The following is a 21,131-nucleotide window of genomic DNA, read 5'->3' on the forward strand; positions in this document are numbered from 1 at the left end:
CTCTGTTTGTCGTTGGGATCAAATTTGTGAATGTTGTCTAATGAATTCTGCCTCTCATTCATAAAACAACAGCCGGTTCGCATAAGCGTTACGGTACTCCGTCGGGGTCAGGCCGGTCATTTGCTTGAATGACTTCATGAAATGGTGGCTGTCATGATAGCTGAGCTGCATGGCAATTTCGTGGATCGTTTGATTCGTATCCGTAAGCAGGAACGATGCGGCTTCGATTTTTTGCTGTAAAATATATTGCTTCAACGGTACCCCGGCGATGGTGGAGAACAGGTGCGACAAATATTTCACGTTATAGCCGAAATGATCGGCGATTTGGGATACCTTTAACGGCTCATAACGATGCCACTGAATATAGTCGACGATATCGTTATAGAGCTGCTGCTGCTTCAGCTCGCGATTCGGGCTGATTTCCTGCCGGAACAACTGGTTGTACAGCTCGCAGAGAATCGTTGTCGTCATATAATTGCTCAGCGTCTGCTCCCGGTAATTGCGGACCGCATCCTGCAGCTGCTTCATCAGAACGAGAATCTTGTCTGCGCTCCGCAGCGTTCCTCTGCGAGGAATGACAATGCTTCCAGTTTGGTGTTCATGCTCGGCCGCTGGGACAGCCTGGACGTCGGCTCCGCTATCGGACGGGATAAAATGCAGCCAATAGAAGCTGCAGTCGGAGGAGCGGTATCCATGCTGCCTGGCGCGCGGAGGCATCAGCAGAAAATCTCCCTCTTCCAGCGCGAATTGCTCCTCGCCATCCGCGATATATAAGACGCCCTTGGTCTGCACGAACAATTCGTAGTCCATCAGCACTCTGCTCAGATGCACCCAATCTGGCGACGGGGAAGCGAATTTGCCCGTCATCGTCATATGCAGCGGCTGGTTTACGTTAAAACGATAGCCCATCATACACGGCCCTCCTTTTGTTAATTCTGACCTTTTAACACACGATGTTAGACAGCTCCAAGCAGAAACGGGCGATTAAATCGTGGTTTCATTCTACTTAAACGATATCATTTCTGATAAACGATTCCTATATCAGGAATAATGATCTAACCTTTTTACACTGATTCGAACGTTTCACTATTTCCCCGGAAATCTTCTAACGTTAATCTGGAGGTAGTCGTTAAATGAAGAAAAAAGAGGGATAAGAATGAGGATAGAGACAACCGCACGGAATAGTGCGCTGCAGGATTTTCGATTGGATCAGGTCGGGTTGACCGGGGATTATCATGTCAATGCCTTCGCCAAAGAGCTGCAGTATTTGCATAGCTATGACGTGGACCGGCTGCTGGCCGGATTTCGGGAGAACCGGGGACTGAAGCCGAAGGCGCAGAAATATCCCGGCTGGGAGGATACTGAGATCCGCGGGCATACGCTGGGACATTTCCTGACGGCATGTTCGCAGGCGTATGAGAACACGCGGAACGCTGCCCTGCTGCAGAAGCTGGAATACATGATTTCCGAGCTGGCGGAATGTCAATTCGAGAGCGGCTATCTGTCAGCGTTTCCGGAGCAGTTGATCGACAACATCGAGCAGCGTCAGCCGGCCTGGGTGCCTTGGTACACCATGCACAAAATTATTGCCGGACTGATCTCGGTATATCATGGTACGGGTTCAAGGGTCGCTTACGATACGGTAGTCAAACTGGGAGACTGGGTGGCTTCTCGGACATCCCGCTGGGATGAAGAGCTTCAGGCTGTTGTGCTTGCGGTGGAATACGGGGGCATGAACGATTGCTTGTACGATCTCTATAAAATTTCCGGAGAAGAGAGGCATCTGGAGGCAGCCCATAAATTCGATGAGCTTCCGCTATTTGAAGCGATCCAGCAGGGCCGGGATATTCTGCAGGGCAAGCATGCCAACACGACGATCCCTAAGTTTCTTGGTGCGTTAAAACGCTATTTGGTGCTGGGAGAGAGCGAACGCTTCTATCTGGAGGCGGCGCAGAACTTCTGGGACATGGTGGTGTATCACCACAGCTATATTACTGGCGGGAATAGCGAATCGGAGCATTTTGGCGAGCCGGACATCCTGAACAGCAAGCGTTCCGATATTACCTGCGAGACCTGCAATAGCTACAATATGCTCAAGCTGACGCGCGAGCTGTTCAAGCTAACTCGGAATGTCAAATATAGCGATTTCTACGAGCGAAATTACATCAATGCGATTTTGTCCTCGCAAAATCCGGAGACGGGAATGACGATGTACTTTCAGCCGATGGCGACCGGATATTTCAAAATATACAGCTCTCCTTTCGAGCATTTCTGGTGCTGTACCGGCACGGGGATGGAGAGCTTTACGAAGCTGAATGACAGCATTTATTTTCACGCAGGGAACATGCTATACATCAATCAATACATCAGCTCCGAATTGAATTGGACCGAGCAGGGAGTGAAGCTTACGCAGCGCTCGGCGATCCCCGAATCGAATGAGGTTGCATTGACGGTCGAGATTGGGGATGGGCGCAGCCGGCCGTTTGATCTATATCTTCGCATTCCCTACTGGACCGCCGGCCAGATTGAGGTGAAAGTCAACGGAGAAGCCATACCGTGGAAATCCGAGGAGCAGTATATCGTCATTGACCGGGAATGGAGGCATGGCGATGTGCTGATGCTGGTACTGCCGATGAAGGTGTTCATCTCCAGGCTGCCGGACAACCAGAATGTCGTTGGCTTCCAGTATGGGCCCGTTGTGCTTAGCGCAGCTCTGGGGACGGAGGATATGACGCAGGCGGCTACCGGCATCATGGTGAGCGTGCCTACGCGTAAGATGCTCGTTAAGGACTTCATTATTCCTAAGGGTATGACACCGGAGCAATGGCTGATCGATATCGAGCACCATCTGATAAAGCGGGGGGAGGACCTCGCATTCGAGCTTCGGAACACGGATGAAGATGAGCGGTTGGTATTTACGCCGCATTACAGACAGCATCGCGAACGATACGGCATCTACTGGAACATCGTGGCTGAGGATTCGGAGGAATTGAAGCAGCACCTGGAGCGGGCACGGCAGGAGAAGCTCATCAAAGAGGCTACCCTCGATAGCGTGCAGGTCGGCAACGATCAATATGAGCTGGAGCATGGAATTAAGGGAGAGGAGACCTTCGGAGGCGCTTGGGACGGCCTCAACGGACGGTTAGCGCATGCGGGGGGCGGCTGGTTCAGCTATAAACTGGCTATTGATCCGGAAGCGGACAATTTGCTCCAGGTCACGTATTTCTCCATCAACCATAACCGGGTCATGAAAATATATGCTAACGGCACGCTGCTGGTCTGCGAGAGGATGCCGCCGGAGCGCAAACGGGAGTTTTTCACGAAGCAATATCTGATCCCGTCCGAGCTTCTTCAGGGGCTGCGGGAAATTGAATTCAAGTTCGTGCCGGAAGGCGGCTTGAACGGAATCTACGGCGTGCTTCGCACGATGAGACCAGTCGTACGATGAATAATAGTTAGGCTTTAGGCGATTTTAGGGAGCTGAGATAGCTCGGCCCTAAAGTCGCTTTTTTATAGGGTGAGAATGACAATAAACGGAGAGTAACAACCTGAATTAAGCGAGGTTAAAGCGATTCGATAACCCGGCTTAAGTAGGGAAATAATTAAGCATTTTGACTGTTAGCATTTGTTGCTAAACTATCTGTGTTTGTCGAACTAAACTATCTGTATTTGTTGTGCTAAATTAGGGGAATCAGACGGGGAGGTACAATTAACTGGACTTCTAGCAGTTAGAATCAAAATTATGGACTGAGAAGGTCATATTACTTTTTTTAAACATCTCGGCTCCTTAAGTATGGAGTTCTGTCTCACTAAAAGTACAAACGGCCATGCGTCCACTGAATTTGTAAAAGTCCATGTTCCCATCTTCAGCCAACGAATCGCGGTTTTATTTCGTACGGCGGGGGATAAGCCTCTTTCATGTCATATACTCCACTGTATTAAAAAGATCTCTCACGATAAATACTTGGAAATGACCTAATGCTTGCCTTCATATTTGCTGTTTTGAATGGGATTCTCCTATTGCAATATGTCCCGACTCTGTAATATGTCCTAACTCTGTAATATATCTCAACTCTGCAATATGTCCTAACTCTGCAATATGTCCTAACTCTGCAATATGTCCTAACTCTGCAATATGTCCTAACTCTGCAATATGTCCTAACTCTGTAATATGTCCTAACTCTGCAATATATCCCAACTCTGTAATATGTCCTAACTCTGCAATATATCCCAACTCTGCAGTATGTCCAAGGACTCGCACATATCACCGAATAAATCACTCAGAATGAAGGGCTCGCCTTCCAGAGGCTCAAGTAACCATTCATTGATCATTTAAAAGCGGAATGTATTTTATACAGCTAGTTAAGCCTCTTTTATCAAGCTTACATGCGCTAGATGTAAAACATGCAGTCAGTTTACTAGAATGAAGCGAATTCGTCCAAAAAGCTTAAAACTAAATGTAGGTTTTGCAGTTAGCCACCTCTAACACGGCCAAAATCGATGAACTAGCTGCATGAAATACATCTGGTTACCTTACTTGGTCATGAGAGCATCTGGTTACCTGATAATAACCATCTATTTATCTGAACGTCATCCTATCGTGATCATTTAGGTTGCCTATCGTCGTCATATCATGATTATTTAGGTTACTTGAACGTCATCATATCATGGTCATTAGGTTACCTGACCTTAACCTGCTAGGTTACCTTTTAGCATAGCGTGATCAGTTGACGAACGATTGGGAATAGGCCTATAATGTTAGTGTAAGTATTAATTGATTAATATAATTATTAATTGAAAGGCGGTTGTTTTTATGGCAAACCGGGCAGTTCTTAACATTGACCTCCGCAGAGGCACTATTAACCGCAATATTTACGGTCATTTTTCCGAGCATTTGGGCCGTTGCATTTATGAAGGGATTTGGGTTGGCGAGGATTCCCCGATTCCGAATACGAACGGGATTAGAAACGATGTCGTGCAAGCGCTTAAGCAGATTAACATTCCGGTGCTTCGCTGGCCGGGCGGCTGTTTTGCCGATGAATATCATTGGAAGGACGGCATTGGCCCGCGGGAAGAACGCAAAAGAATGATTAACACGCATTGGGGCGGTGTGGTCGAGAACAACCATTTCGGCACTCATGAATTCATGATGCTGTGCGATATGCTCGGCTGCGAGCCGTACATTAACGGAAATGTGGGGAGCGGTACTGTTCAAGAAATGTCTGAATGGGTGGAGTATCTGACGTTCGGCGGCGTATCGCCGATGTCCGAGCTGCGTCAGGCTAATGGCCGCAAGGAACCGTGGAAGGTAGCCTACTTCGGCGTCGGCAATGAGAACTGGGGCTGCGGCGGAAATATGCGCCCGGAATACTATGCGGATCTCTATCGACGTTATCAGACCTACGTCCGTAACTATGACGATAATAAAATCCACCGTATCGCCTGCGGGCCAAACGTAGACGACTATAACTGGACGGAGGTTCTGATGCGGGAGGCTTCGCGGTTTATGGACTCTCTCACTCTACACTACTATACGGTGCCGGGGGATACCTGGGAGGATAAAGGACCAGCTACGGGCTTTGATACGAGCGAGTGGTTCACGACACTGGAGAAGGCGCTGCGGATGGATGAGCTTATTACGAAGCATAGCGTCATTATGGATAAGTACGATCCCGAGAAGCGCGTAGGGCTGATCGTCGACGAATGGGGAACCTGGTACAATGTTGAGCCGGGCACGAATCCGGGCTTCCTGTATCAGCAAAATTCGATTCGTGATGCGTTAGTAGCCGGCTTGACGTTCAATATTTTCCATAAACATAACGAACGCGTTCGCATGGCAAATATCGCCCAGACGGTAAACGTGCTCCAGTCGGTCATCCTGACCGAAGGGGAGAAAATGGTGCTTACGCCGACCTACCATGTGTTTGATATGTTCAAGGTGCATCAGGATGCTGAACGGATCGAGCTCGAGCTGGACGGGGGAACATACAGCTACGACGGGCGGGAAATTCCGGCTGTCACCGGTTCCGCTTCGATTAATGCCGACGGAGTAGTCCATATCAGCCTGTGCAATACGAACCATGCCGAGAAGGCGGTTGTTCCGCTGGACGTACGCGGCTGGGACGGACAGTCCATGGAGGTGACGGGGACGGTGCTTGCTGCGGACACGATAGATGCTCACAATACGTTCGATGCCCCGGATACAGTAGCGCCGCAGGCATTTCATGGCTTTACGGTAGAGGGAGGACGGGTGACGGCCGAGCTGCCGCCGATGTCCGTTACCGTATTGGCATTGTCGCCTAAGGCTTAAGCGATGACAGCGTCATCCTGTAAAGGCTGCCGGGAAGAGTATAAGGTGACGGAGGAGCAGATTCAGCGAATTCTGGCCTCCCCCGCCTTTGCGCCGGAACGGTGCGTTCCGGATGAAATTTATGCTCAGCGGCTGGAGCTGTGCCGCGCCTGCCCCAAGCTGCAGGGCGGAACAACCTGTCTCGCCTGCGGCTGCATCATCCCCGTCGTGGCCAAGCTGAAGGAGAGGGAATGCCCGCTGCCGGGGCAGCGCAAATGGAATGCTTATGTGGAGAAGACAAGCGCAAGCTGAGAGCTGGAAAGCAAGAAGAAGCCCGGAATATCCGGGCTTCTTCTCATATCTTAGGGGAAAAATAAAAAGCCCCCAAAGAATCGTATCAGCTGTAATACAGCTCAAAGATCAAATGCTCGTTATAATTGCCGAAGCCTTTGCCGAACAGCGTTAAACCGCCGACATGCTCGGCATCGTCCTCGACGGAGAGCTTGAATGTCCACTGCTTTTCCAGGATATGAACATCATTCAGGGTCACGCCGGACAACTTCAATCCGTCCATAAACGTACCTTCGTGATTGATGCGTAGTTTTTTCAGCAGGCCGTATTGATTGGTCTGGTTATGCCACCAGCTCGGCGTATATTTCCCCCGGCTGTCCCCATAGTCGCCCGGGCTCGTCCAATGGCCCAGCTTGACTCCGTTCAGGCTGAACGTGATATCCGATGGCCAATTGTTGTTCGTGCTAGGCGCCTCTGAGGCGATTTCCATCGTAATCACAAGCTCTTGGGGCTGCTGGCTCGACAATAGGAAATTAGGGATCTTGTATTCGATAAATCCTTTGCCGAACCAGAGAACCCCCGCGTTAATCCGTTCCTGATCCCAGAAATGCCTTGGATCGTCAAAGCTGCCGATAATATGCTCGACCGTAGCAAGGCCGCATGTCGGCTCGATCATGAAGTCCGAATAATGCCCGACCGGAATTTCCGTGCGATGGCATTTTTGCGCCTTCTCCCCTTTGCGTGGAATAATGATTTCAATGCTCTCCACGGCAAGTGAACAGATTTTCTGCAGCCCGTTCCGCCCGGGAGCCATTTCGCTGGAGACCAGCCCTGCGGCTTCAAGCTTGCGAACGTGCATCGTCATAATAGCACTGCTTAACCCGAGGGCTTCTGCCAGCTCCTTAATATTCATCGCCCGCTCGGCCAACAGGTTCATGATACTCAGCCGAACCTGGCTGGATAATGCCTCATATACAGGCAGCGATTGCTCCGTAAGATTTAGCTTCATTCGAAAATTAGCCTCCACCCACATTTAGTTTATATATATGTTATGTGATTAAGTGATATATTATTTAAAGTGATCTAGTTCCATTGTAATAGATACGGCCCGATTAGGAAAGACGGCTGCTCCCGTAATTGCTGGAATGTCTTTGCTTTTTGGCTGAAGGGGCTGTATGGAACTGTATGGGTTGTATGGTAGGGGTTAGTTTGCGGGATCGATAAAAATCCCTATGTTCCGATTAGATTGTAAGCGCTATAATAGTATTTATCCGACGATGCGGGAAGCAGCCAGCTGCTTGATCAATATAGGCTTAAGGAGCAAAGCAATGAGAAAGAGCAAGACGTTCTACAACGTGTTCATTCCTATTCTTGTCCTCAGTATCGGACTCGTTATTGGTTTTGGCAGCTACATATATATATCTACCACCCGTTCGGTCGCAGACCGCGTCGGGGAGAGCCACCAAAGCTTGATTACGCAAATTCGCAACACACTGGAACAGAAGATCCAAACGATTGAATACGCTTTCTTTACATATAGCACGACGAAGTCTTTTCACGATGTGATCGACAGCCCGCTGACGGAGCGGGATTTCGAAGCTTACCGGGAATTGAATACCCAGCTGAATTATATCGCTACGATGGGGCTGGAAGGGGTTCAGTATTCCTTGATCAGTCTCAAGCAGAACTGGAGAATTTCAAATGGCTCGCTGTCCCAGCTCTCCACCGAGGAGCGGGAGGAGCTGTACGAGGAGTACATCGACAAAGCAAGCAAGGGACTGTACTGGGTCAAGACGGATGACGGCATCCGCTTCATCCATACGCTTCCCGTGTATTCGAAAGACAAGCAGGCGGTAGCTCTATCGGACATTTCCCTGCAGACGCTGAATCATACACTGCAGACGAAGCCGGATACTTCCGTCTATATTCTGAATAAAGAGGGCGAACTGCTCTACGCTGCCAAGACGGCATCCGAAATGCTCTCTCCGCAGCAGCTTCGGCTCATCAGCGAGCAGGCTGAAGGCGGGGCGCAGACGGGCAAAGTGACGGTCGCAGGCAAGGCGGGAGGCTCCGTTATTGCTCTATATGCTAAATCTGACTATAACAATTGGACCTATGTGACGCTGCTCGATCAGAAAGAGGTGAGCAATGCGCTTGCCACCACGCGTTACGGCCTTATTGTTATGGGCATCGTGATCATGCTGCTGATGGTTATGCTGGCATATGTACTGTCGGTGTATTTGACCCGGCCCTACCGGAAGATTCAAAGCAGCCTGGCCAAGAGCCCGGAGCCGATGCTGAGGGACGAAGTGGACTGGATTATCCGGTCGATCGATTCCATCGTATCCGAGAAAGAGAGCCTGGAGCGACTGATCGAGCTGGAGAAGCCCAAGCTGGAGACGCAGTTTGTGCTCAATCTGCTTCAGAATCGGCTAACCCGGGAGGAAGCGGAGAAAGGGCTGGAGCGGTTCGGTTACCCGGTTACGGACAGCACGCTCTTCGTCACGCTGTTGATTCAGCTGGACAGCTATGGCGACGGGCAGCCGTCAGACAAGGATGTGCTGCTCCTGGCGGTGAATAACCTCGTGCAGGACATCGTTCCACAGCCGGGCAGAATGCTGCCTGTCGTGCTTAATGAACGGACGCAGGCGACGGTGCTTCTCTTCGAGAAAGGGAGCGCCGAGGAAATGCGGAAGCAGATCCTGCAGTATGCCAAGATAATTATCCGGTCTGCCCGGGAGTATTTGGAGTCTTCCGTCAGCATAGGCATTAGCGCGCCCTACGAGGATGTGCTGAGCAGCAGAGAGGCTTGCGAGATGAGCCTGGAGGCGCTGTATCAGCGGCTGAATCTTGGCAAGGAGTCGATTATCTTTTATGAGGATATTTCTACGGGCATATCGGGGCCTATCTTGCTGCATTATCCGACCGAGCTGGAGGCACGGCTGTTCGACGCCATACGCCTGGGAGACGAGCAGGAGGTGTCTCGCTCTTTGTATCCGCTGCTGGCCGATATGATGAAGCATAGTCTGAATCCGATGAATCTTGAAGTTACGCTGATCCGGTTCGTTAACAATCTGATTCAGCTGGAGCAGCTTATCGGCGTTGAGGTGCTGCTTACGCAGAGCAACTTCAATCTGTACCACCGGCTGCTGGATACGCGGAATCCTGAAGAGATCGAACGCATCCTTGTTCACGAAGTCATCTATCCGATGGTCAGGAGCGTCAAGGAGAAGGCCAGCCAGCAATTCCGGTCGATTGCGGATAAGATCGCCGCGATGATCCGCTCCGAATACGATCAGGAGCTGTCGCTAGAGTCAATCAGCGAACGGCTGCATTACAGCCCTAATTATTTAAGCAGCATATTCCGCAAGGAGTACGGAACTACGTTCAGCGAATATCTAATGCATTACCGGCTGGAAGTCGCCAAGAAGTGGCTGGTGGATACCGACATGACGATCAAGGACATTGCGGAGAGGCTGTGCTACCAAAATTCTCAAAACTTCATCCGCTCCTTCCGCAAGAAGGAGCATGTCACGCCGGGAGCATACCGCAAAATGAAGTTGGAGCGCTGAGCAGCGAGACGCTAAACACAAAGAAGAAGTTCTGGTTCGCATGAGGCATGCGGGGAACCAGAACTTCTTTAATTTGAAGCATCGCGTAACCCAAAATCCAAGCCCTAGCCCTTAACCGCCCCGAGCAGGGCGCCCTTTGTGAAATGCTTCTGCACGAACGGATAGGCGACCAGCATCGGAACGGTAGCGACGACGATAACCGCCATTTTGATCGTCTGGGCGGGAGGAACGATGTCTACTGCGGAATTATCGCCTTCCATGCCGCTGGACACGATGACGATTTGGCGAAGCAGCACCTGCAGCGGCCATTTCTCGGAATCGTTAAGGTACAGGATCGCATTCATGTACGTGTTCCAGTAATTGACTCCGTAGAACAACGAGAGGGTCGCGATCGAAGGAAGGGCCAGGGGCAGCATGATTCTCCACAGGATGCGAAAATCGTTGGCGCCATCGATTTTGGCCGATTCCTCCAGGCTATCCGGCAGAGCCTGAAAGAAGTTCCTCATAATGATCAAGTTAAAGGCGTTAATCGCTGTCGGGATGATCAGCGACCAGTAGGAGTCAATCAGGCCTGCCGCCTTGACGACAAGGAAGGTCGGAATCATTCCGCCGCTGAACAGCATCGAGAATACGATAATAAAATTAATGATATTTCTACCGGATAAATATCTGCGGGATAAGCCGTATGCCATCAGGGCGGTCAGCATCATGCTGACGGCCGTGCCTGCCAGCGTGGTGCCGATTGATACGCCGAGCCCTCTGAAGATCGTCGGCGTCGAGAAGATGAACCGGTAAGCGTCCAGCGAGAAGGTCGTCGGAAACAGGACAAACTTCTTCGAGACGATTTCCTGCGTCGAGGCGAAGGAGCTGGCCACGACATTCACGAACGGCAGGAGACACGCGAGTGCGAACAGGAGCAGAAGCCCATAGTTGACAACGTTGAAGATCAGGCTTCCCAGCGATGGCTTCTTAAGTGCAGATTTGGACATGGCAGTATGAAATCCTCCTTGAATAGTAGTCTCATATCCACCATAACAAGCCGCAAATATTCCGTATATAATCATGTTCTATGACCTTTGCGGCGGATGAACGGCACACGTTTATGCATCGGAGCAAGGAAATAATCCTTATCTCCACTAATGATCACCAGCTACAATTCGCAGGGTATCCTGAGCATGAATGCTGATCACCAGCTACAATTTGCCTGATGCTTAAGGGGTTCCCGGGCCGATGATAGCTAATGATTATATACGGAATGACGATTAGCGGATATGCTTGGCTCGAACACATGTTAACTGATCAAGGAGGTCGACAGCCGGTGAAGGAAGCAGATTCCTCAGCTATCCCGTTGCAAGGCAAACCGCAGAAGGGAATCGGGCACAGGAGGACCGAAATGCTTCGGCATTTTAAAAGCTTAAGCAGAAACAAACTGTTATATTTGATGATTCTCCCGGGATTCGTGTACTACGTCATTTTCAAGTATTTTCCGATGGGGGGCCTGATTATATCCTTTCAGGATTATCAGCCGTACTTGGGCATCCAGGGAAGTCCATGGGTCGGATTCAAGCATTTTGTACGTTTATTTACCGAACCCACCTTTGTTATGCTGCTGCGCAATACGCTGATCCTGTTTGCGCTTGAAGTCGTCATTTTCTTTCCGCTTCCCATTATTCTTGCGCTGATGCTGAATGAAGTGAGGCATAGAATGTTCAGAAATTCGATCCAGACGATGGTATACATCCCTCACTTCATGTCCTGGGTCATCATCGTTTCGATCACATATGTTTTTCTCAATGTGGACGGGGGTGTCATTAACGAGATCATCGCCGCATTCGGAGGGAGCAAGATCAGCTTCCTGACATCCACGGAATGGCTTCGACCGATGTACATCCTGCAGATTATATGGAAGGAAGCCGGGTGGTCCACCATCATCTATTTGGCAGCGATTACGGTTGTTGACCCGCAGCTGTATGAAGCGGCCGAAATGGACGGAGCCAGCCGACTGCGAAAAACATGGCACGTTACACTGCCTGCCATTCGCCCGGTGATCATTACCCTGCTGATCCTCAAAATCGGCAATACGCTTGAACTTGGCTTCGAGCATATGTATTTGCTCCTCAACTCGCTGAACCGGGAGGTCGGGGAAATATTCGATACGTATATTTTTACCGCCGGCTTGAAGAACGGACAGCTCAGCTTCAGTACTACGGTAGGCCTGTTCAAGGGCGTCGTCGGATTAATCCTGGTCATTATCGCGAACAAGCTGGCCAAGAAATTCGGCGAAGACGGGGTTTATTAACCGGATTTCGGATTTCAAGCGAATTCTTGCTTCCGGCCCTAAACGGAAGAGGAAGATAAATCAATTCCATGCAGAAAATCATAAAAAAGGGGTAGAGTACATGAAACGGAAAATCGCAAAATTGGCAGCGCTTACGCTGTGCTGCAGCCTGCTGCTCAGCGCATGCGGGGGAACAAAATCAGGCTCCCATCCAGCCGGGAGCCCCAGCGCCGACGGAAGGGCATCGATCAGCTGGCTGAATATTCTGCAGACGCCATCGCCGCCGACGGATACCGTGCTGAGCAAAATCGAAGAGGCAACGAATACCGACATCAAGTTCTCCTGGATTCCGGACGCCTCTAAAGAGGAGCGCCTTAACACTTCGCTCGCTTCCGGCTCCCTGGCGGATATCGTTACCCTAACGATGCTGGACAACTCATCGGTCCGCAACGCATTGAAAGCTGGCGTATTTTGGGATGTCGCTCCTTATCTGGACGAACATCCGAATCTTGCAGCAATCTCACAGGATATGCGCAGATCGGCGTCCATCGAGGGCAAGCTGTATGGAGTACCGCTGCAGAAGCAGGTCGCTAGAAACGGGGTCATCGTCCGGAAGGATTGGCTGGATAAGCTCGGTCTGCCAGTACCGAAAACGACGGATGAATTGATGCAGGTGGCCAAAGCGTTCACGGAGCAGGACCCGGATGGAAACGGCGTCAAGGATACGACTGGATTCATGGATCGCAGCGATCTCGTCTTCGGGGCATTCAAGACGCTCAGCTCCTACTTCGGCACACCAAGTGTCTGGAGCGTCAGCGAGGATGGCAAAGTTACGCCGGAATTCGAGTCGGAAGGCTACATCAAGACGATGGATTACATGAAAGAGCTGTATGACAACGGCTATATCAATCAGGATTTTGCCGTTACGGCGAAGACGGATCAGCAGCAGAACTTCGCGCAAGGCAAAGCGGGGATTTACGTAGGTGCTCTCTTCGACAGCAAAAACCTGCTTAATTTGGCCAAGGGCATTCAGGACGATATGGAGCTAGTGATGATCAACGACATTACGTCTACCGGCAATGAGAGCGACAGAGCGATCTGGTCGACGTCCAACGGCGTCGGGGGCTTGCTCGCCTTCCCGAAATCGGAAGTGAAGGATGAAGAGGAATTGAAGCGCGTGCTGAAATTCGTCAACGATTTGATGTCGGAGGAAGTATATGCGCTGATGACTTACGGCATTGAAGGAGTCCATTATACGATCGACGAGGACAACGCCGTGACGATCAAGGACACAAGCCTTTGGCAGCAGGAAGTACAGCCATTTGCCGGGTCCCGCCCGAAGGAGAACGGCTTTGTCATTCATGACTCGGATCCGCTGAAACAAGAAGCCAACCGGCTGATCGAGGAGAATACAAGCTTTGCGGTGCTTAATCCGATGTATTCCCTGGAGTCGCCGACGAATTCGGAGCAGGGCTCCGAGCTGCAGAAGATCATTACGGATGCCACGTATAAATATATTCTCGGCAAGACTGACCTGAACGGATTTCAGCAAGCCGTACAGAACTGGAGAAAATCGGGAGGCGATAAAATCATCGCCGAGTACGAAGCTGCCTATAAAGCAGTGTATGGCAAGTAGACTGGCCGCTTTACAGCATACGCGGCCATGAACAAGCGGCTGTTCCGTCCGCAGCTGTGATCTGCGGCGGAACGGTCTATTTTTCAACCGGGAGGGTGATCGGCATGACAAAGAGGCATTGGGCGGTGCGAACCGCGGATTCCATCATGGAACGGACGCCGAGGCTGTACGAGAGCCGGGGCTATAACGGGAAATGGTCCTATGATTACGGGGTGATTCTAAAGGGATTTGAACGGTTGTGGAAGATGACCGGGGAAGATAAATATTTCCGGTATATCCGCGATAATATGGATTACTTCATTCAAGAGAACGGCTCGGTGAAGGGCTACCGGCAGGATGAGCATAACATCGACCACCTGAATAACGGCAAGCTGCTGTTCGTCCTGTATAAGGAGACCGGCGAGGATAAATACAAGCGCGCTGTGGCATTGCTCCGGGAGCAGTTGAAGACGCATCCGCGCACGTCGGAGGGGGCTTTTTGGCATAAGCGGATTTATCCTTACCAGATTTGGCTGGATGGACTGTACATGGGCGCTCCCTTTTATTTGGAATATTTGCTGAGCTTTGAGCAGGAGGGCGACCTCAGTGACGTTACCAAGCAATTCATTCTCTGTGAACGGCATACGAAGGACGAGGCAACGGGGCTGCTCTATCACGCCTGGGATGAGAAGCGCGTGCAGCCCTGGTGCAGTCCGCAGACGGGGCAGTCGCCGAATTTCTGGGGAAGATCGCTCGGCTGGTTCGTCATGGCGCTCGTGGATGTTCTCGAAATGCTGCCGCCAGAGCATTCTGATTTCCAGGAGCTGCAGCGTATTTTGATAGATACGCTAAAGGCGCTGCGGAACTATCAGGATGCTGATTCCGGCGTCTGGTATCAAATCGTCGATGCTGGGGGCCGCAAAGGAAATTATTTGGAGGCTTCCGCCTCCAGCATGATCACGTATGCCATAGCCAAAGGCCTCCGTCTCGGCCTGCTTGGCTCCGAATGGATCAGTTCGCTGGATCATGCCTACGCCGGCCTGATTTCGGAATTTGTGCTGGAGACAAAGGAGGGCTGGGTCAATCTGAACAAGACCTGCCAGGTAGCCGGCTTGGGCGGCGAAGACCGCCGGGACGGCACCTATGCGTATTATATCAGCGAGCCGATCATTACGAATGATCAGAAGGGGCTTGGCGCCTTTCTGCTGGCCTGTACGGAGTACGAGTATTTGGAGGTTGAAGGGCGCGCGGCGCATCGATAATCTGACGAAGGAGACAGAGGGTATGCTTATTTTTAACATAGATGATTATGGTGCGCGCAAAAACAGCTCCGAGCTGTCGACAAAAGCGATCGTGGCAGCCATCGCCGCTGCAGAAGAGGCGGGGGGAGGCACGGTCGTCATCCCGCCGGGCCATTACCGCACGGGGGCAATTATCATGAAGAGCCATATCGAGCTTCATGTCAGCCCGGGAGCGACGCTCTCTTTCAGCGATAACCCGGAGGATTATCCGGTGGTGATGTCCCGCTGGGAAGGGGTTGAGCAGGAGGTATATGCCTCGTGCATCTATGGGCAGGGGTTGGAGAATGTCTCCGTGACCGGTTCGGGAAGGCTGGAGGGAAACGGGCAGGCATGGTGGGAGAAGCATAGGCATCACAGGGAAGAGCTTGCTTATCCTCGCCCGAAGCTCATCAGCTTCGACGGCTGCCGCCGGGTGACGATCAGGGATGTGTCACTGGCCAATTCACCGAGCTGGACGGTCCATCCGGTCTGCTGCAGTGACGTGACGATCGATAATCTGTCGATCTTCAATCCCGCAGATTCGCCGAATACGGACGGCATCGATCCGGAGTCCTGCACGAACGTCCGCATCAGCAACTGCCAAATAGACGTAGGGGATGACTGCATTGCCATTAAGGCGGGGACTGAGGACACGGAAGCACGCGTCCCCTGTGAGAACATCACGATTACCAACTGCACAATGATCCATGGGCACGGAGGTGTTGTGATCGGCAGCGAAATGAGCGGCGGCGTGCGGAATGTCGTCATTTCGAATTGCGTGTTCAAGCAAACCGACCGCGGCATTCGCCTGAAATCCAGGCGCGGACGGGGCGGAGTCGCCGAGGATATCCGGGTGAGCAATATCGTTATGGAGGACGTCATTTGCCCGTTCATCCTGAATCTGTATTACTTTTGCGGGCCGCGGGGCAAAGACAAATACGTATGGGACAAGCATCCGTATCCGGTTACGGAGGAGACGCCTTGCTTCCGCCGGATTCATTTCGCCAACATTACCGCGCGAAGAGTGCATGCCGCCGCCGGGTTCCTGTATGGGCTGGCTGAGCAGTATGTGGCAGAGGTCACCTTCGATCAGATCGATATATCAATGGCTGAGAATGCTGTGCCTGGACAGCCGGCGATGATGGCCGGCATCGAGGATATGAGCAATCGGGGCTTCTTCCTTGGGAACGTAAGGGATATCCGCTTCCGGAACGTCACCGTGGAGAACCATCAAGGCCCTGCCTTTTACATTGAGAATGGCGAACGGGTCACTGTGGAGAATTGCGAATCCCGGAATACGAAGCAAGCGGAGCAGCTGCTGGAGCAGGTCACCTTGCCTCCCGAGGAGAGCTTGGGAGGCACCGGAGATTGACCTGAAATAAGGCTTTGGTGAAAGGTTGGGGTTAGACCATGATTGTTATACAAAAAAGGTTGTATGGAGGGAAGCCATCTTGATTACGGATAAGAGAACCACCAAAGTCATCCGAAACCCGGTGCTGCCGGGCTTCAACCCGGACCCTTGCATCGTACGGGCCGAGAACAAGTATTATATTGCCGTCTCCTCGTTCGAATGGCTGCCGGGCGTCAGGGTATACGAATCGGCCAACCTGGCCGAATGGGAGCATTGCACAGATATTTTGACAGATCAGGTCCGGCTGCAGGGGAATCCGAAGAACTGCAGCATTTGGGCACCGCAGCTCAGCTACCATGACGGATTATTCTACCTTATGTATACGGATGTCAAGAGCACCAAGCGGCCCTTCAAGGACTGCCACAATTATTTAATCACCGCATCGTCCATACATGGCCCGTGGTCAGAGCCCATTTACCTGAACAGCAGCGGCTTCGATCCGTCTCTGTTTCATGATGACGACGGCCGCAAATGGCTGTTGAACGCCCTGTGGGATTATCGCATCACAGAGGGCAATAAATCGAGCGGCATCGTCATTCAAGAGTATGATCCGAAGCAGCAGAGGCTGATCGGAGCGCCGCGGAAGCTATTTGACTGCACCCCGCTGAAAAAGACGGAAGCCCCGCATATTTATAAGCGTAACGGCTACTACTACCTCATTACTGCGGAAGGAGGCACAGGCAGCGGCCATGCGGTGACTGTCGCGCGTTCCAAGGAACTGCTCGGGCCGTACGAAGTCGATCCGCTTAACCCGATGCTGACCTCCAGCGGCAAGCCGGAAGCAGAGCTGCAATGCGCCGGTCACGGCAGCCTGGTGGAGACGCCCGAAGGCGAGTGGTACATGGCTCATCTGTGCACCCGTCCGCTGGAAGGCCAGTATGCGATTCTCGGGCGAGAAACAGCGCTGCAGCGGGTGTATTGGGATGAGGAGGGCTGGCTCCGCTTGACCGCCGGCGGCAATACGCCGCTAACCGAGGTGCCTCTGCCCCAGGGAGCGGCTCTTCAAGGAGCGACCAGGACTGATTTTGCCGATGATTTCCAAGGCCCGCAGCTGCACCCGCGCTGGAATACCCTTCGCATTCTGCCGGAAAAAGGCTGGTGCTCGTTGTCCGAGCGCGCAGGCTGCCTAAGAATTCATGGAGGCGAATCAGCTCAGAGCTTGTTCAACCATCATATCGTGGCGATCCGGCAAACGGATAAATCCTTCCGTGCGGAAACGGCTCTCGATTATGAGCCGGAGATGTACTTGCAGATGGCAGGGCTGATGCTGTATTTGAATGAGGATAATTACTGGTATGCCTTCATCAGCCATGAGGCGGGGCGGGGAAGAGTGCTGAGGCTGCTGCGTTGTGTACGGGATGAGTTCACCCTCGAGCCAGTCATCATCGATCTGAAGGAAGGGCTGGTACGGCTGGCGGTTGACGTATCCGGAGTGAGCGGGCAGTTCTATTACCGAGCGGCTGAGCAGGCGGAATGGCAGCCGGTCGGCCAGCCGCAGAACATCAGCTTCTTGTCCGGTGGATTTACCGGTAATTTCATCGGCATCGCCGCCCACGATATGAATCAGTTTAAAGGCAGTTATGCCGATTTTCATTATTTCCGGTATGTGGGCCGGGACGAATAGACCGCCGATATTACGGCAGTCTGTGCGTAGGTGCATGAATGGATGAATAGCGCCGATATGGCTCTCAAAAACAGCATAGCTGTCAGAGGACAAGTCCTTTGACAGCTTTTTTAATCAAACTTGGACGGGGGAACGTTATAGTATTTTTTAAAAGCCTTCGAAAACGTAAACGGATCGGGGTAGCCAAGGAGGCTGGCAATTTCCTGAATCGTATATTTTTTTAAGTTTAGATAGTCCCTCGCCCGGTTCATCTTAATTTGGTAAATATATTGTCCCGGAGTAATGCCCAATGTCTTTTTGAAATAAGTGATGAAATATTTCTCGGATATGCCGACAAGCTGGGCGAGCTCACTCATTTTAATCGATTTGTGCAGGTGGCTGTGAATATAACTGAATACCGGCTGCAGCACGTCCAAATTCCGCTCGGCTGTTCTTGGCCTTCTCCCGTTCAGAAATGTGCCGGTATATCGGTCTTGTCCATAGAGCTCAATGATTTTGGCGATGACAGCCATTAGACAAGCTTTTAAATATAGACGGTTCCCCGGCATGCTGTCTAACTGATTCGATTGCATGAAGGCTTTGACGAACAGGATGGTTTCCTCCCGAATCAGCTGCTCCGGTATAATTCCCGAGAGCGGAAAGTCGCTCAGAATTCGCTGCTGGTTGCCTATTTCGAAGTCGAAATGCACGTAAATAAACCGGCACCCCTGACCGGTGGTAGAAGCCATATAAGGAATTCCCGGATAAAAAAAGACCACATCTCCCGCCCTGGCCTGATGTTCGATTCCATCGATACGAAGCGTAACGATTCCGGATTGTATGAACCAAAGATCGTAGTCGATATGCGCCTTATGCTCGACCCACTTCCCGTCATGGGCCAGCGCAAAAACAGACTTCATTCGCAGCGAGATCAATTCCGACAGCTCATTGAAAATGCCCATGTCCTTCATTTTCATATTCATTGCCATCCCTCTACTATAAGACATATTTTAAATAATCATAGTATACTATTGAAGTTACCACTTACAAATAATCATACTATTTGACATAAACGTAAAACTATCTCATATTCTACTTTCGAAATCCGTCTCCTATAATGGGGTCATCACCCATAAGGAGGGCTTGTCATGATAGATTCTAAGGTATCACATCCGAAGATCGTCGTGATCGGGGCGGGAAGTTTATTCTTCGGGCGCCAATCGATTTGGCAGATGGTCGACTCTAAATACTTGAATCAAGGAACACTTGCTTTGGTAGATACGGATGAAGAAAAGCTGTCCAAGATGGTCAGGCTTGCTGAAATGGTGGCCAAGGAGAACCAAGTGCCCCTTAAAGTGGAGGGCTCGACGAATCGGAGAGAGGTACTGAAGGACGCTGATTTTGTCGTCCTCAGCTTTGCTGAAGATACTGTAAAATACCGCGGCATCGATTGCCAGGTAGCTTTAAAATATGGAATTCGCATGTGCTCCGGGGATACGATCGGCCCAGGCGGGATCTTCAGAGCCATGAGAGAGCTGCCGGTCATTATGGAATGCGTTAAAGATATCGAGGAGCTTTGTCCCGATGCGTGGGTCATTAATTATATCAATCCTTCTGCCGTCCATGGCATCGCTTTAAGCCGATATGCGCCGCAGCTGAAAACCTTCGCCCTTTGCGATAGCCACCATATGCCGCATAAGAAAGCTTACTATGCTATTCGGGCAGGCATCATTGAGGATATTAGCGAGTTCAATGCAGAAATCGACCGGAAATTTGATTTCCGCGTGGCCGGCGTCAATCATTTCACCTGGCTGCTTAAGGCCGAGTATGATGGAAAGGATGTCATGCCCCAGGTAGCTGAGTCGATGAGAATATCGGCGGGAACGGAAAACGATGGCGGGGATACAGGCGCAAAGGCGCTTTATAACGATACCATCACGTATGAGCTCTACCACATTTTCGGATATATTCCGACATGTACGGCTCACACGAAAGAATATGTTCGCTATTGGCAGGGACTCGGCAAGACAAAGGACGTCATTCCCCCTTTATCGATTTGGGAAACGGAAGACCGGTTTCAACGCCATGAGGAGATGTGGGAGCAAGTGGATGACTTCCTTTCCGGTAAACGTCCTATTGCCGACTACATGACATCATTCGGGCCCGACCATGCGACGGATATTATCGAAAATATGGTGGGCAGCTTGGGCAAGCGGTTCTTTATTAATACGCTCAATAACGGGGCGGTGACGAATATGAATGACGACGCATTCCTTGAATTGCTGTGCGAAGTGAATATGGACGGAATCAAACCCCTTCACGTGGGTGAGATGCCGCGGGGAATCCGGGGCATGCAGGAGCTCGTGCTGGATACGCACGAACTGACTGCGGAAGCTGTTGTAGAACGAAGCTTCACGAAATTGAGAAGAGCGATGCTGACTGATCCGCTGGTAAATTCCATACATGATGCCGATTTAATGATAAAAGAGCTGCTGGAGTTGGAGAGAGAGATCATCCCGGAATATTGGTACGAGTAATTGGAGTAACGTGGGAATGTTCCTAAAATACCTGCATAAGCGGCTAAAAAACTTCATTCAATTCATGAAGCCGCGATGCTCCGCTTGGAACAAGTTGTTGAAAACGGATACCGTTTTAGAAACGATTCCATGACGAAAGCCAGGAACAATCAGACGGCATTTGCAAGTAGTGCAACGATTTCTAGGGAGGCATGCTGTGGCTTATGCACCACGAAACCGGCAACGAGAAGTACAAGGAGATCGCACAAATCTCCA

Annotated in this window: 15 protein-coding genes; 10 read left to right on the forward strand and 5 right to left on the reverse strand. The window is 51.1% G+C overall.

Going from position 1 to position 21,131, the window contains the following annotated elements; all coding sequences use genetic code 11:
• Nucleotides 1–54: 54 nt before the first annotated feature.
• Nucleotides 55–912, reverse strand: coding sequence for an AraC family transcriptional regulator (locus tag BN2762_RS12775; RefSeq protein WP_055107350.1), 858 nt, complete (start codon nt 910–912; stop codon nt 55–57).
• Between the two features lie 244 nt (nt 913–1,156).
• Here BN2762_RS12775 and BN2762_RS12780 point away from each other — a divergent pair, with 244 nt between their 5' ends.
• Nucleotides 1,157–3,448, forward strand: a complete 2,292-nt coding sequence (locus BN2762_RS12780; RefSeq protein WP_055107351.1) for a glycoside hydrolase family 127 protein — start codon at nt 1,157–1,159, stop codon at nt 3,446–3,448.
• A 540-nt stretch (nt 3,449–3,988) separates the two neighbouring features.
• Here the strand turns inward: BN2762_RS12780 and BN2762_RS26915 are convergent.
• Entirely contained in the window at nt 3,989–4,234 is a 246-nt protein-coding gene (locus BN2762_RS26915) for a hypothetical protein (RefSeq protein ID WP_148499937.1), read from the reverse strand.
• Between the two features lie 579 nt (nt 4,235–4,813).
• On the opposite strand from BN2762_RS26915, the gene BN2762_RS12785 reads away from it, so the two are divergent.
• A complete protein-coding gene (locus BN2762_RS12785) occupies nt 4,814–6,310 on the forward strand; it encodes an alpha-N-arabinofuranosidase (RefSeq protein WP_055107352.1) in 1,497 nt (498 codons plus the stop codon).
• A 3-nt stretch (nt 6,311–6,313) separates the two neighbouring features.
• The gene (locus tag BN2762_RS12790) at nt 6,314–6,601 is read left to right on the forward strand and encodes a DUF6171 family protein (RefSeq protein WP_055107353.1); all 288 of its coding nucleotides are present in this window, start codon (nt 6,314–6,316) and stop codon (nt 6,599–6,601) included.
• Nucleotides 6,602–6,686: 85 nt separating this feature from the next.
• On the opposite strand, the gene BN2762_RS12795 is transcribed toward BN2762_RS12790, so the two are convergent.
• Nucleotides 6,687–7,589, reverse strand: a complete 903-nt coding sequence (locus tag BN2762_RS12795; protein ID WP_055107354.1) for an ArsR/SmtB family transcription factor — start codon at nt 7,587–7,589, stop codon at nt 6,687–6,689.
• Between the two features lie 319 nt (nt 7,590–7,908).
• On the opposite strand from BN2762_RS12795, the gene BN2762_RS12800 reads away from it, so the two are divergent.
• On the forward strand, nt 7,909–10,152 hold the full coding sequence (locus BN2762_RS12800) for a helix-turn-helix domain-containing protein (RefSeq protein ID WP_055107355.1): 2,244 nt from the start codon (nt 7,909–7,911) through the stop codon (nt 10,150–10,152).
• Between the two features lie 104 nt (nt 10,153–10,256).
• On the opposite strand, the gene BN2762_RS12805 is transcribed toward BN2762_RS12800, so the two are convergent.
• Complete coding sequence (locus BN2762_RS12805) at nt 10,257–11,141, reverse strand: carbohydrate ABC transporter permease (RefSeq protein WP_055107356.1); 885 nt, start codon at nt 11,139–11,141, stop codon at nt 10,257–10,259.
• 404 nt (nt 11,142–11,545) lie between these two features.
• Here BN2762_RS12805 and BN2762_RS12810 point away from each other — a divergent pair, with 404 nt between their 5' ends.
• The 5 genes from BN2762_RS12810 (at nt 11,546) to BN2762_RS12830 (ending at nt 18,360) form a co-directional block, all read left to right on the forward strand.
• Nucleotides 11,546–12,451 carry an ABC transporter permease gene (locus tag BN2762_RS12810; RefSeq protein WP_222861079.1) on the forward strand — a complete coding sequence of 302 codons (906 nt, stop codon included), beginning with the start codon at nt 11,546–11,548 and terminating at the stop codon, nt 12,449–12,451.
• A 100-nt stretch (nt 12,452–12,551) separates the two neighbouring features.
• Entirely contained in the window at nt 12,552–14,066 is a 1,515-nt protein-coding gene (locus BN2762_RS12815) for an extracellular solute-binding protein (RefSeq protein ID WP_055107357.1), read from the forward strand.
• A 104-nt stretch (nt 14,067–14,170) separates the two neighbouring features.
• Complete coding sequence (locus BN2762_RS12820) at nt 14,171–15,307, forward strand: glycoside hydrolase family 88/105 protein (protein WP_055107358.1); 1,137 nt, start codon at nt 14,171–14,173, stop codon at nt 15,305–15,307.
• A gap of 22 nt (nt 15,308–15,329) precedes the next feature.
• Nucleotides 15,330–16,697, forward strand: a complete 1,368-nt coding sequence (locus BN2762_RS12825) for a glycoside hydrolase family 28 protein (RefSeq protein ID WP_055109999.1) — start codon at nt 15,330–15,332, stop codon at nt 16,695–16,697.
• A 79-nt stretch (nt 16,698–16,776) separates the two neighbouring features.
• Nucleotides 16,777–18,360: a glycoside hydrolase family 43 protein gene (locus tag BN2762_RS12830; RefSeq protein ID WP_230202512.1), complete on the forward strand. Its 1,584-nt coding sequence runs from the start codon at nt 16,777–16,779 to the stop codon at nt 18,358–18,360.
• Nucleotides 18,361–18,470: 110 nt separating this feature from the next.
• Here BN2762_RS12830 and BN2762_RS12835 read toward each other — a convergent pair whose 3' ends face one another.
• Nucleotides 18,471–19,322, reverse strand: coding sequence for a helix-turn-helix transcriptional regulator (locus BN2762_RS12835; protein ID WP_055107359.1), 852 nt, complete (start codon nt 19,320–19,322; stop codon nt 18,471–18,473).
• 165 nt (nt 19,323–19,487) lie between these two features.
• On the opposite strand from BN2762_RS12835, the gene BN2762_RS12840 reads away from it, so the two are divergent.
• Nucleotides 19,488–20,876, forward strand: coding sequence for a family 4 glycosyl hydrolase (locus BN2762_RS12840; protein ID WP_055107360.1), 1,389 nt, complete (start codon nt 19,488–19,490; stop codon nt 20,874–20,876).
• Nucleotides 20,877–21,131: the final 255 nt, after the last annotated feature.

The sequence above is a fragment of the Paenibacillus ihumii genome, from assembly GCF_001403875.1.
Lineage (GTDB): Bacteria > Bacillota > Bacilli > Paenibacillales > Paenibacillaceae > Fontibacillus > Fontibacillus ihumii.